We start from the raw sequence: 12,182 nt of genomic DNA on the forward strand, positions 1-12,182 counted from the left end.
AAGGAAATCGAAAAATGTCCGAAACCCTCTCACGCCCGAAGTGCGTCCAGACGCCTGCGCCTGCCGTTGTTGTGGAGGACCAGATTGACCGGGTTCTGGATCAGGCTGCACGCCCGGCTCCGGTTCAGCCCCCGGTTGACCTGCTTGCTTTTGCCACGCCGACACAGGTCGGGCGGCGGTTGGCATTGCTACAGAAAAAACTGGAAGAGCTCGAAAAAAACAAGCGTTTATGTTCACCTATCTATGATCGACACTATGAAGAGCGCGAGCATTTCTGGGCCTCATCCTCACAATGAAGCCTGAGAATCTGCATGATGTAACAGCAGTTCTCTGCGCGACGATCGATCCGCTCACCATGCTCGGAGATCACGAACTGGACCGAGAAAACGTAGCGAAATACACCCTTCAGGTGCAGCGCGGCGTTTACAATACAATCAGGTTCCTATGCGGTTTAGGCATCGATGCAGATGCGCTGGCACCAATGGATGTCCCTCATGAACTTGAACGCATTCTCGGCACGGAAGCCGAAGTCACGCCATCGGCCCTGCGCGATCTGGCCGATACGATGGAGCGGCAGTTTGTCGAGATCGGAAATGTCCCCGATGACGAGTGGCCTTTCGACAACGGCCCGCAGGTTCTCATAGACTATTGGGGCAATGTGACTGCCACACAGAAGCAGACCGTCCATTCGGCTGAAGATGTGGTCAGTCTGGCACGTATTGCCCGCACGATCGAAAATTCCACTGCTGAAGGCGACGAATGCCCCGCTTTGGACAACATCCACCGCATGCTGGTTTCGGCCATTCTGGATGGGCACCTGCCCTCCCCGGCTGGCCGGGATGCGTCGATCATAGCGAAGGCGACGGCGGCCACGGCATTCGGACGACATGTCGATGATGTGGCCCACCGTATCCCCGGCGATGATGCCGGCGACGCAGCCATGGCACAACTGGTGAACAGGCGGGAGGACATGCTGGATGACCTGATACGCTGCAAGCCGACTTCCCTGCAGGGCTTTTCTGCCGTGGCACAGGCCATCGTGGAGTCCGATCCCGGCGTGAAGGAAGGTGGTGAGCCGATATCCGACTCCAAACATCTGGCAGCTTTCGCACGCCATCTGGCCTCCATCGCTCCACAATCAGGCGTCAGCCCGGACATTGCCTTGATCAATGACTGCAATCGCGCCTGTGCGATTGTCGCGCAGCAAAACAGGCGGATTGAAGCAGCTCATACCACTGCTGAAGAAGCCGCCGCCGAAGCAGAAAACGAACAGTTTGAGGATGAGCGCTGCGCGCTGATGGAGCGGATCACGACACAGAAAGCCCATACACTGACGGGTAACGTCGCCCGGGCCCGTGCCATCCAGCTTTTTGCGGATGAACTTGTCACCCTTTGCGAACATAAGGACCACGCCAGAAACATGCTGGCCGCCCTCGCCCGCGACACGCTGGCTATGGGAGCCTCGGCATGAGCGATGATCTCGACAACATCTCGATCACGCCCCGCGGCATGGGGGTGCTGATTGCGGAACTGGGGGCAGCAGATAACGAAGCCGCATTCTGCCTGCGCCTGCAGGGCCACCTGCTAAGCATGGTCCGCAGCTACACACAGCAGGGCTACTCGGATAAAGAAATCGTCGGGTTCGTGCGGCAGATCGCCGATGACGCCACCTTCCGCCGCGATGAACTGCGGTCGATTGCCAACATCCATCACACGCCGGGCCATGCGTAATGTCTGCCCGCAAGCTCAACCGTCGCTACATGCCGCAGGACGATGCCCTGATCCGCTCCATGCGGGCGGAAGGCCGGACCTGGACGGATATCGGCAGGGTGTTCGGCGTGCATGGCACCTCCATTCACCAGCGCCTGATCCGCGTGTTGCAGGAAGACGACCCGCACCCCGATGCCGAAGGCCTGCGCGAGGCAGCACGCCGCAGGCAGGCAGCACAGCGGGAAGCCACCCCGCCCCGGCAGCCCCTCACCCTCCGCACGCGTGATGGCGCGTTCAGTATAGCAGCCCTGCAGATGCTCCACCACCAGCAGGCGGCAACAGCAGGCCATATCCGCGCCACCATGCAGGAAATCACGACATGGGCCCGCACCAACAGGTTGCCGCCCGCCTGCCGGGGCACGCTGACCCATATCAACGCATGGCGTGTGCGGGAAGGACTGCCGCCCTTCATGCTCCAGCAGGAGAAAATATCGTGACTGACCTTAGCATGGGCGATGAAGTGCCCCGCCCCGAATTCGAACCCGAGCCACATGCCTATGATCGCAAGGCACGCAACATCCCCATGACCAAACCCACGATCGCACAATCACTCCGCATGCTGGCCCGGTGCTGGGCCACATTGCACCCAAGCGCCACCATTGAGGAACGGCAATACCTCGCAGCACTCGTGGCTACGGAAATAGCGGGGCGATAGCGGCATGGACACCATCCCCCAGATCACGCAGCGGGTGCGTCTGGCCGATGTCGCGCGGATCACCACCCTTTCCACCCGTCAGGTCCAGAAACTGGCTGCAGCCGGACAGATACCGGGCGCGGCCAAGTTCGGCCGGATCTGGACGTTCGACCCCATCAAGATCCACGCATGGATCAATAATCAGGAGGCCAGCGTTTGTCAGGCCGCACCAACGCCAACATCTACCTTCGGAGTAAAACATATTGGGGGCGGGTCCAGATTGCCGGCCGCGAGCATAGAAGCAGCCTACGCACGACTGACCCGCGGGAAGCGCGCCGAAGGCTCAGGCAATGGAAGACGGAACTCGAACGCGAGGCGGTAACGGGCGACAGCGACCAGCTTTTTGAGGAAGCCGTCATCCGCTGGATTACCGAAGTGCTGGAAACCTCGGTCAAGGCCCAGACCATGCGACGTTACACCATCTCCATCCGTAGTCTGGAAGGAACATTCAAGGGCGTCCGTGTACGCGACATTACCACCCGCCTGATCTCCAATTTCGTATCGGGCCGGTCGGGCAGCGTGACCAACGCCACGATTCGCCGGGACCTGACCGCCCTGTCCCGCCTACTGTCGGCCTGCGTGGCGTGGGGCTGGATCACCAGCAATCCCGCCCTGTCCTTTGACCGTACGATCATCCGCGAACGGCGCGACCCGATTACACCGCCCTGCCCCGATTCGGTGGCGCGCATCAAAGCCGCCTGCCCGCCGGGAATGGCCGCGATTCTCAACCTGCTGGAACAGACCGGCATGCGGGAGAATGAAGCCGTGAACCTGACGGCTGACAATGTTGATCATGGCCGCCAGCAAATCCGACTGCTTCGCACCAAGACGAGTCGGCCCCGCACGATCGCATGGGTCACGCCTGGCGGAAACGCCACAGCACTACTGGAACAGACACCTCGCAGCGGCTTCCTGTTCCCGAACCGTGACGGCCAGCCTTACCGCAACGCGGCCTCGAACTACGGGCAGGTCATGCGCCGGGTCGCGGCACGCTGTGAGGTCAAGGGGATTCCCTTCACCCGCTTCCGCATCCATGACCTCCGCCACGCCTTTGCCATCCGCTGGCTCAAGACAGGTGGAGACATCTACCGTCTGAGCCGCCATCTGGGCCACACATCGGTCAAGACGACTGAAATCTATCTGTTCGCCCTGACGGCGGATGAACTGGACCGGGTACTGCATGTCGGCACAAAAGACGGCACAGAAGCCCCATGAATGTAGCGGTTTTTGTGCGGAGTAACATCTAGACGGCGGCGGAATACCTAGCTAAACAGACGATATGGAGAGGTGGCCGAGCGGTTGAAGGCAGCGGTCTTGAAAACCGCCGTGCGTGTGAGCGTACCGTGGGTTCGAATCCCACCCTCTCCGCCAAACTGACTCCCCCCATCCGGCATCAGTCTGTTTCAGAAGGCGTGGCTGTCTCCCCTTCTGTCGGCATTGCCTGCATCTGTCGTTCCTATTTTGTTTTATGGCGTTCCATCCCTTTGCGGGCACGCGACGATCAGGACATATCGGCCTGCAGATACTGGGGGATTGCCCTGCTGCCACACTGGCGGTCTGGATAAGGTATTGCCGTTTCGGCTTTTTCACCTACCACAGCCTTGATGCTATTTATAAAACAAAATGGCAACAGTTTGTACGGTATTAAATAACAAACAAATACAGAAAAAGTAAAAAAGCATCCGACCTGTATGGCCGGATGCTTTTCCAGTAAACCATCTCCGGGCTTCTTTCCGGCAATGCGAAAAGAAGCGTCATGGATCAGACCGCGCGGCGGTTACCCCCGCCCGAACGGCTGCCACCACCGGGGCGACCACCACCGGGTCGGCCACCGCGTGCGCCCGCGGGCGGGCGACCGCCACCTGCCGGACGGCCACCACCACCGGGGCGTCCGCCGCCGGGGCGACCTCCACCCCCGCCACCACGGCCACGACCACCGCCCAGAACCGGGGGCCGCATGGTTGAATTCTCAGCCGCTTCCGAATGGTAGGGATGCTCGGACACGACGGGGATGTTCTTGCCGATATTCTTTTCGATATCGCGCAGCCATGCCCGCTGTTCCGCATCGCATAGCGAGACGGCCCAGCCCTCACGCCCCGCACGCGCCGTACGGCCAATGCGGTGCACATAGCTTTCCGGCACGTTGGGCAGGTCGTAGTTGAACACGTGGGTCACGTCATCGACATCAATGCCACGGGCCGCGATGTCGGTCGCTACCAGCACCTTCACATTGCCCGAACGGAAGCCGGACATGGCCCGCTCACGCGCGCCCTGCGACTTGTTGCCGTGAATGGCCTCCGCCGTAATGCCGTGTTCGCTCAGGAAGGCCGCGACCTTGTTGGCCTCATGCTTCATCAGCGTGAACACCACGGCGCGTTCAACCTTGGGTGAATCGACCAGCAGCTTCAACGCCTCGCGCTTGTTGCCCGTATCGACAAACATCACGGCCTGACGGATACGGTCCACCGTGCTGGACGGCGGTGTCACCTGCACGGTGGCCGGGTCACGCAGCAGGCCATGCGCCAGGTCGGCGATGCTCTTGGGCATGGTGGCCGAGAACAGCAGGGTCTGCCGGTCGGTCGGAAGGGCGGCCACAATCTTGCGGATGTCGCGCACGAAACCCATGTCCAGCATGCGGTCCGCTTCATCAAGCACCAGCACTTCAAGCCCGGACAGGTCAACATGGCCCTGACCCATCAGGTCAAGCAGGCGGCCGGGGGCGGCCACGAGCACGTCCACGCCACGGCGCAGGGCCTCGATCTGGCGCCCCTGCCCCACGCCACCGAATACGACAGCGTAAGTGAAGCGCATGTGGCGGGCGTAGGATGCGAAGCTCTCCCCGATCTGGGATGCGAGTTCGCGCGTGGGCGCCAGCACCAGGGCGCGTGCGCCCTTCGGGTTGGCGCGTCCCTTCTCACGCAGCAGGCGGTCAAGGATGGGCAGCGCGAAAGCCGCGGTCTTGCCCGTGCCGGTCTGTGCCAGACCAAGCAGATCACGCCCTTCCAGCAGGTAAGGGATAGCCCCGGCCTGAATGGGGGTCGGGGTGGCGTAGCCTTCCTCGTCCAGAGCGCGCAGCAGCGGCTCCGCAAGATGAAGATCGGCAAACGTTGTCATGAATGGCGCCTCCTGGCGCGAAAAAACGGGGCCGCAGGCCGTGCGGCAGGCAGCATGCCCGGATAGCGAACCAACAGACATACCCGGCCCCGGACCCGTATTGGCCGGGGGCGCACAGTCTGCCGTCGCAAGGATATCATGTGAGAAATAAAGGCCGGTCCAGTCTGCGTTTCTGCGTGTTCCCCGCGTCAAGAACACGTGCAATCAAACCAGCAACAGGAACAGGCGCGGTCCGTTCCCAAGCGCGATGCTGTACTGCGTTGCGTGGGCAACCGCAAGCATTTTCACGCAGGCCACGCCATATTCCGTGTTTTCACCCCGTTCAGGCGGCAGGGAAACGGTCGGTCAGGATCACTTCACTCTCGGCCAGCTTGCCCACGCGCGGCAGGGCCGCCTCCGTCCCCTTGCCAATGACGACGAACATCGCCACCACATGGTTTTCGGGCAGGTTGATCAGCTTGCCCACGGCTTCATAATCAAAACCGTCCATCGGGCAGGACTGGTAGCCCATGTCCGTGGCCGCCAGCATCAGGGTCTGGGCCGCCAGGCCGCAACTGCGCATGGTCTCGTCCTGCTGGACCCATTCACGGCCTTCGTAATAGTTTCGTATCATCCCGGCCATGTGCTGTTTCACATCCTCGGGCGCGCCTTCGAAATAGCGCGCGGGATTGTCCTTCCACGCATCACGGTCGGCACAGATCACGACCAGAGCGGAGGCATCGGTCACATGGGGCTGATCCCACGCCACCTTGCGCAGTTCACGCCGCAGTTCCGCATCCCTGACCACCACGAAACGGCAATGCTGGATATTGAACGCGGATGGCGCCAGCCGCGCGGCCGAGAGCATGGCGTGCAGTTCGGCATCGCTGATCCGGTGGTCCGGGTCATAGGCGCGTATGGCGCGCCGGTTCCGGATCGCCTCAAGAGTATCCATTATCGCATCTCCCCGCCGTGGCGTTTTTTATGTCCGTCGGGTGTCCTTGCGCCGCAACAGAAACAGCGCCTGTTCACCAAACAGGTTGGCCAGCCGGATCGAGCGCCGCCACGGTGCGCGTTCGCCGTCTTCATCCACAGCCATCCATTGCTGGACAACATAACCCTCATCCCGGCACAGCGTCAAAAAGTCGAGGATCGTGCAGGGGTGGATGTTGGGCGTATCGTACCACGGCGTATTCCACACCGTGGTCATGGGCATGCGCCCGCGCAGGAGCATCTGCACGCGCAGCCGCCAGTGCCCGAAATTGGGAAAGGACACGATGGCGTAGCGCCCGATACGCAGCATCTGGCGCAGCACCTCACGCGGGCGCTCCACGGCCTGGAGCGTGCGCTGCAGCACCACGTAATCGAATGCGTTGTCGGGATAATGCGCAAGGTCATGGTCCGCGTCGCCATGCATGACCGGCAGGCCATGGGCGACCGCGCGCGTCACTTCCTTCATGTCGATCTCGATGCCACGGGCGTCGCACCCGCTGTTGCGGAACAGGTAGTCCAGCAGCGCGCCGTCGCCACTGCCCACATCCAGCACGCGTGTCCGGGGCCGGATCATTCCGGCGATCAGCCTTTGGTCAAGGCGCATGGTCAGGCAATCCCGGCATGTTCGGCGGCTCCGGCCAGGAAGCCACGGATGGTGCGGTCAAAATCCGGCTCGTCAAGCAGGAAGGCGTCATGGCCCTTGTCACTGTCGATCTCGACAAAGGACACATTCGCCGCCACCCGGTTGAGCGCACGCGCCACCAGCCGCGCCTGCGACGTGGGGAACAGCCAGTCGGAGGAAAAGGAGATGATGCAGAACCGCGTGCGCGTACCGGCAAACGGACGCGACATGTCGCCATCATGCTCCGCGCCCAGATCGAAATAATCCATGGCGCGTGTGATGGTCAGGTAGGAATTGGCGTCAAAGCGCCGCACGAAGGAGGAGCCCTGATGGCGCAGGTAGCTTTCCACCTCGAACATCTCGCCAAACAGGGCGCCCGGCACCCCGCCCCGCCCCGGTTCCTGACGCACGCGGCGACCGAATTTGCGCGTAAGGGCCGCTTCGGACATGTAGGTGATGTGCGCCATCATGCGCGCGACCGCGAGCCCACGGGCCGGCACCTCGTTACATTCCCAGTAACGGCCGCCATGCCATTGCGGGTCGGCGAAGATGGCCTGGCGGCTGACCTCGTTGAATGCGATATTCTGGGCCGAGTGGAAGGGAGAGGTCGCGATCGGCATGGCCGCGAACACGCAGCCGGGATACGTCGCGGTCCATTCCAGCACCTGCATGCCCCCCATGGAGCCGCCCACCACGGCCAGAAGCCGGTCAATGCCCATATGGTCGATCAGCAGTTTCTGGGCGCGCACCATGTCGCGGATGGTGATGGCGGGGAAAGCGGTGCCCCATGGCTCCTCCGTCCCGTCCTCGCGCCGGTGCAGGCTGCGCGGGCCGGTTGACCCCATGCACCCGCCCAGCACGTTGACGCAGATGACAAAAAACCTGTCCGTGTCGATGGGCAGCCCGGGGCCGACCATGCGGTTCCACCAGCCGGGCTTGCCTGTCAGCGGATGGGGGTCGGCCACGTACTGGTCACCCGTCAGCGCGTGGCAGACAAGGATGGCGTTGTCCCGCCTGTCGGATAGCGTGCCGTAGGTGCGATAGGCCACATCCACCGGCGCCAGATGGAATCCACAATCCAGACGTAATCCGTCCGGAAAGGTCACATGCTGGTGCGACAGGTTATTGACTGAAACGGTCTGGTCCATTCTGTATCCGGCATTGCGTCGACAGGGACGATGAAAACGACAGGCCCGTGACCGGCCCGCTGCGCGGACCGCCTGCCGGTACAGCGTATGACATTACAGGCTTATACATGCAAGGTTCATGGCCATATCATCCAGTTCCACCGCCTCAGAACTGCTCTACCCTACCCACGCCCTCGATCGCCTTGATCATCTGCGCCACGCGCGGGGTTACGCGGTACCGCTCGGCCAGGGTCAGTTCCACATCGCGTGTCTCGGCCACGGATGGCAGCAGGATAACCCGCCCGCGCCCGCCGCCATTGCCGTGCAGCACATCGCGGATCGGCTCAAGGGCCGCCGCCTGATCGAACCAGATGCGCAGTTCCGCCGCCGCCTCCGCCGCCGCCTGTTCCAGCTCCATCACATCGGACGCGGTAATGCGCAGGGCCTCGCCTTCCAGCTTCAGGTCCGCACTCACCACCACGGCGTTGCCTGCCGCGAGGATTTCACGCGAGCGGGACAGCACCTCCGAAAAGAAGGTGACTTCACACCCGCCACTGGCGTCGGACAGGCGCACCCATGCCATCTTGTTGCCGGTGCGTGTGGGGCGCTCCTTGCGGTCCACCACGCAGCCCGCGATCTTGACCCGGCCGATCCCGGCCTGCGCCGCCGCTTCCAGCCCCGTGGCGCGCACAACGCCCAGCCTGCGCATGAGCGGGCCATAGGAATCGAGCGGGTGGCCGGTCAGGTGGAAGCCTATGGCGTCGGCTTCCATGTTCAGCCGCTCGAATTCAGGCCAGTCCGCCGTGCGGGGCAGGCGTAGCGGTTCACGCTGTGCCGGTCCGCCCCCCCCACCGCCAAACAGGCCGATCTGGCCGCTGGCGGCTTCCTGTGCATTGGCCTGCGCGCGGCGCATCACGGTTTCCGCCGCGCCGCAGGCCTGCGCCCGGTTGGGCAGGATCGTGTCGAACGCGCCCGCGCGGGCAAGGTTTTCAAGCTGCATCTTGTTGACCTGCCGCGAGTCAAGCCGGGCGGCCAGATCCTCAAGGTCGGTAAACGGCCTGTCGCCGCGCCGGGCGACAAGGCTTTCCATCGCGCCCAAACCCACCTTCTTGACCGCGGCCAGTGCGTAGCGGATGCCGTAGGTTACGCCATCGGGCAGTTTTTCAACTGTGAAATCAGGTCCGGAGGCATTGATGTCGGGCGGCAGCACGCGAATGCCCAGCCGCTCGGCCTCCTGCCGCAGGGCGGCCAGCTTGTCCGTTTTTTCCCGTGCCAGCGACATGCACGCGGCAAGGAAGGCGACGGGGTGGTTCGCCTTCATCCACGCGGTCTGGTACGACACCAGCGCGTAGGCGGCGGCATGGGATTTGTTGAACCCGTAATCCGCGAACTTGGCCATGAGGTCGAACACCTCGGCCGCCTTCTCGCTCCCGATCCCGCGCTTCGTCGCCCCTTCGGTAAAGATTTCGCGCTGGCGGTCCATCTCGGCGCGGATTTTCTTGCCCATGGCGCGCCGCAGCAGGTCCGCCCCGCCCAGGCTGTAGCCCGCCATTTTCTGGGCGATCTGCATCACCTGTTCCTGATAGACCATGATGCCATAGGTCTCTTCGAGGATATCGCGGATTTCCTCGTGCGGGGGCTCCCATGCCTCGCCATGCTTGCGGCGGCAGTAATCGGGAATATTGGCCATGGGGCCGGGGCGGTACAGCGCCACGGCGGCGATCAGGTCCTCCAGCCGGGTCGGGCGCATCTGCTTGAGGACATCGCGCATCCCCGCCCCTTCGAACTGGAACACGCCGCCGGTATCGCCACGCGCCAGCATGTCGTATGTCAGGGCATCATCCAGCGGCAGGGCCGACAGATCCACCTCTATGCCCATGCCATGCAGGAATTTCACGGCGCGTTGCAAGATGGTAAGCGTGGTAAGGCCAAGGAAGTCGAATTTGACCAGTCCCGCCTGCTCCACGAACTTCATGTTGTACTGCGTGACCAGCATCTCGCTTTTCGGGTCACGGTACAGCGGCACCAGTTCCACCAGTTCGCGGTCACCGATCACCACGCCCGCGGCATGCGTGCTGGCGTGGCGGAACAGGCCCTCAAGCTGCTGGCCGATTTCCAGCAGGCGGCGGATGGCTTCGTCCTCGTCGCGCATTTCCTGCAGGCGCGGCTCCCCCTCGATCGCGGCCTTGAGCGTGACCGGCTGCGCGGGGTTGTTGGGGATCAGTTCCGCCACGCGGTTGACCATGCCATAGGGCAGGCCCAGCACGCGCCCCACGTCGCGCACGGCGGCGCGGGCCTGCAGCTTACCGAACGTGATAATCTGGGCCACGCGGTCCGGCCCGTATTCCTGCCGGACATAGCGGATCACCTCATCACGCCGGTCCTGACAGAAATCAATATCGAAATCCGGCATCGACACGCGTTCGGGGTTCAGGAACCGTTCGAACAGCAGGTTGAAGGGAATGGGGTCGATATCGGTAATGGTCAGCGCCCACGCGGCCAGCGAACCCGCGCCCGAGCCACGCCCCGGCCCCACGGGAATGTCATGCGCCTTGGCCCACTGGATGAAGTCGGCCACGATCATGAAATAACCGGGGAAGCCCATCTGCGCGATGATGTCGAGTTCAAAGGCCAGGCGTTCCTCGTACTTTTTACGGGTCTCCTCATCCACCTTCATGCGTGACAGGCGGTGGCCAAGGCCGGTGATGGCCATGTTCCGCAGGGTTTCGTCCTCGGTCCTGCCTTTCTGCACCTTGGGGCACATGGGCAGCAGCGGCTTGCGCGTTTCCACCTGCACGGCGCAGCGCCGCGCGATTTCCAGCGTATTGTCACAGGCTTCGGGCAGGTCGGCGAAGAGTTCGCGCATCACCTCCGGCGGCTTGAACCAGTGTTCGGGGGTGACGCGCCAGCGATCGCGCTCGGCCATGGTACGGCCCTGCGCGATGCACAGCAGCGCGTCATGCGCCTCGTACATATCCGGCCGGGGGAAGAAACATTCATTCGTGGCCACCAGCGGCAGGCCCATGCGGTCGGCCATGGCGATCATGCCCGGCTCCACCGCCTGCTCGGCCGCGCGGCCGTGGCGGTGCAGTTCAACCGCCATGTTGGTCCCATATGCCTCATGCAGCCGGGCCATCAGGCGGGTGGCTTCCGGCTCCTGCCCTTCGGCCAGCATGTTGAACAGTGGGCCCCGGCTGCCGCCCGTCAGCAAAAACAGGCCGCCCGCATGTTGGCACAGCAGGTCGAGGCTTACCGTCGGCTCATCCGTCTCATGCTGCAGAAAGCCCGCGGAGGACAGGATCTGGAGATTGGCCAGCCCCTGCGCGTCGCGCGCCAGCAGCACGACCGGCTCGGCCGGGGTGCCGGGCTTGTCGCTACGCGCCGGCAGGGCGACCTGGCAGCCGATGATGGGCTGCACGCCCTTCTTGCCGCAATATTGCGAGAATTCCAGCGCCCCGAACATGTTGCCCGTATCGGTGATCGCGACGGCGGGCATGTGCATGTCATGCGCCAGCGCCACCAGTTCGGGCACGCGGATGGCGCCCTGGCTGAGGGAATAGGCGGAATGGACGCGCAGGTGAATGAAATCGGCATGGGACATGTCGGCACTCTACCCTACTGACAGCCCGATTTACACCATCCCCGACATGTTCCGGCGGGGCATCCGATGCCACGGGATATGGCCTGGCGAAGGATTCCATGATACGTACAGCCCATGTTGCGGCCTTTGTGCGGGAAGCCTTACAATAGTGCTGGCTTCAGCTTTAGATACCCGTGATGAATCGGCAATACATACCTGTTTTTGCAATGACAGCACTGATATTGTGTGGTAAAGCTCGTTCACATATAGATCTTATGCAATATTATTTCATAGTGTATAATT

General features: G+C 62.7%; 12 protein-coding genes and 1 tRNA gene. 7 read left to right on the top strand and 6 right to left on the bottom strand.

What is annotated here, in order from left to right:
* Positions 1–14 precede the first annotated feature (14 nt).
* The 5 genes from LDL28_RS04775 to LDL28_RS04795 are packed head-to-tail and all read left to right on the top strand — an operon-like array spanning position 15 to position 2,425.
* Complete coding sequence (locus tag LDL28_RS04775) at positions 15–296, top strand: hypothetical protein (protein WP_233057451.1); 282 nt, start codon at positions 15–17, stop codon at positions 294–296.
* Positions 293–1,471: a hypothetical protein gene (locus tag LDL28_RS04780; protein ID WP_233057452.1), complete on the top strand. Its 1,179-nt coding sequence runs from the start codon at positions 293–295 to the stop codon at positions 1,469–1,471. The genes LDL28_RS04775 and LDL28_RS04780 overlap by 4 nt, the downstream gene beginning before the upstream one ends.
* The gene (locus LDL28_RS04785; RefSeq protein WP_233057453.1) at positions 1,468–1,731 is read left to right on the top strand and encodes a hypothetical protein; all 264 of its coding nucleotides are present in this window, start codon (positions 1,468–1,470) and stop codon (positions 1,729–1,731) included. Before LDL28_RS04780 ends, LDL28_RS04785 begins: the two co-directional genes overlap by 4 nt.
* On the top strand, positions 1,731–2,207 hold the full coding sequence (locus tag LDL28_RS04790) for a hypothetical protein (protein ID WP_233057454.1): 477 nt from the start codon (positions 1,731–1,733) through the stop codon (positions 2,205–2,207). Before LDL28_RS04785 ends, LDL28_RS04790 begins: the two co-directional genes overlap by 1 nt.
* Entirely contained in the window at positions 2,204–2,425 is a 222-nt protein-coding gene (locus LDL28_RS04795; RefSeq protein WP_233057455.1) for a hypothetical protein, read from the top strand. The genes LDL28_RS04790 and LDL28_RS04795 overlap by 4 nt, the downstream gene beginning before the upstream one ends.
* Here LDL28_RS04795 and LDL28_RS04800 read toward each other — a convergent pair.
* Entirely contained in the window at positions 2,403–2,591 is a 189-nt protein-coding gene (locus LDL28_RS04800) for a hypothetical protein (protein ID WP_233057456.1), read from the bottom strand. The two genes, LDL28_RS04795 and LDL28_RS04800, sit on opposite strands and share 23 nt — an antisense overlap.
* Positions 2,592–2,620: 29 nt before the next feature.
* On the opposite strand from LDL28_RS04800, the gene LDL28_RS04805 reads away from it, so the two are divergent.
* The gene (locus LDL28_RS04805; protein WP_233057457.1) at positions 2,621–3,679 is read left to right on the top strand and encodes a site-specific integrase; all 1,059 of its coding nucleotides are present in this window, start codon (positions 2,621–2,623) and stop codon (positions 3,677–3,679) included.
* Between the two features lie 66 nt (positions 3,680–3,745).
* Positions 3,746–3,835 (top strand) — tRNA-Ser (locus LDL28_RS04810).
* 390 nt (positions 3,836–4,225) lie between these two features.
* Here LDL28_RS04810 and LDL28_RS04815 read toward each other — a convergent pair.
* The 5 genes from LDL28_RS04815 to dnaE form a co-directional block, all read right to left on the bottom strand.
* Positions 4,226–5,578, bottom strand: a complete 1,353-nt coding sequence (locus LDL28_RS04815; RefSeq protein ID WP_233057458.1) for a DEAD/DEAH box helicase — start codon at positions 5,576–5,578, stop codon at positions 4,226–4,228.
* A 322-nt stretch (positions 5,579–5,900) separates the two neighbouring features.
* Positions 5,901–6,512: a nitroreductase family protein gene (locus tag LDL28_RS04820; RefSeq protein WP_233057459.1), complete on the bottom strand. Its 612-nt coding sequence runs from the start codon at positions 6,510–6,512 to the stop codon at positions 5,901–5,903.
* Positions 6,513–6,539: 27 nt separating this feature from the next.
* A complete protein-coding gene (metW, locus tag LDL28_RS04825) occupies positions 6,540–7,154 on the bottom strand; it encodes a methionine biosynthesis protein MetW (protein WP_233057460.1) in 615 nt (204 codons plus the stop codon).
* Positions 7,155–7,156: 2 nt separating this feature from the next.
* A complete protein-coding gene (locus tag LDL28_RS04830) occupies positions 7,157–8,320 on the bottom strand; it encodes a homoserine O-acetyltransferase (RefSeq protein ID WP_233057461.1) in 1,164 nt (387 codons plus the stop codon).
* A 145-nt stretch (positions 8,321–8,465) separates the two neighbouring features.
* Positions 8,466–11,900: a DNA polymerase III subunit alpha gene (dnaE, locus tag LDL28_RS04835; RefSeq protein WP_233057462.1), complete on the bottom strand. Its 3,435-nt coding sequence runs from the start codon at positions 11,898–11,900 to the stop codon at positions 8,466–8,468.
* Positions 11,901–12,182: the final 282 nt, after the last annotated feature.

It is taken from the genome of Komagataeibacter sp. FNDCR2, from assembly GCF_021295395.1.
Classification (GTDB): domain Bacteria; phylum Pseudomonadota; class Alphaproteobacteria; order Acetobacterales; family Acetobacteraceae; genus Komagataeibacter.

What these genes read in the sequence shown, in the direction of transcription:
- LDL28_RS04820 (WP_233057459.1), bottom strand. Translation starts at nt 6,512, where the DNA reads ATGGATACTCTTGAGGCGATCCGGAACCGGCGCGCCATACGCGCCTAT.
- LDL28_RS04775 (WP_233057451.1), top strand. Translation starts at nt 15, where the DNA reads ATGTCCGAAACCCTCTCACGCCCGAAGTGCGTCCAGACGCCTGCGCCT.
- LDL28_RS04790 (WP_233057454.1), top strand. Translation starts at nt 1,731, where the DNA reads ATGTCTGCCCGCAAGCTCAACCGTCGCTACATGCCGCAGGACGATGCC.
- LDL28_RS04815 (WP_233057458.1), bottom strand. Translation starts at nt 5,578, where the DNA reads ATGACAACGTTTGCCGATCTTCATCTTGCGGAGCCGCTGCTGCGCGCT.
- metW (WP_233057460.1), bottom strand. Translation starts at nt 7,154, where the DNA reads ATGCGCCTTGACCAAAGGCTGATCGCCGGAATGATCCGGCCCCGGACA.
- LDL28_RS04780 (WP_233057452.1), top strand. Translation starts at nt 293, where the DNA reads ATGAAGCCTGAGAATCTGCATGATGTAACAGCAGTTCTCTGCGCGACG.
- LDL28_RS04785 (WP_233057453.1), top strand. Translation starts at nt 1,468, where the DNA reads ATGAGCGATGATCTCGACAACATCTCGATCACGCCCCGCGGCATGGGG.
- LDL28_RS04830 (WP_233057461.1), bottom strand. Translation starts at nt 8,320, where the DNA reads ATGGACCAGACCGTTTCAGTCAATAACCTGTCGCACCAGCATGTGACC.
- dnaE (WP_233057462.1), bottom strand. Translation starts at nt 11,900, where the DNA reads ATGTCCCATGCCGATTTCATTCACCTGCGCGTCCATTCCGCCTATTCC.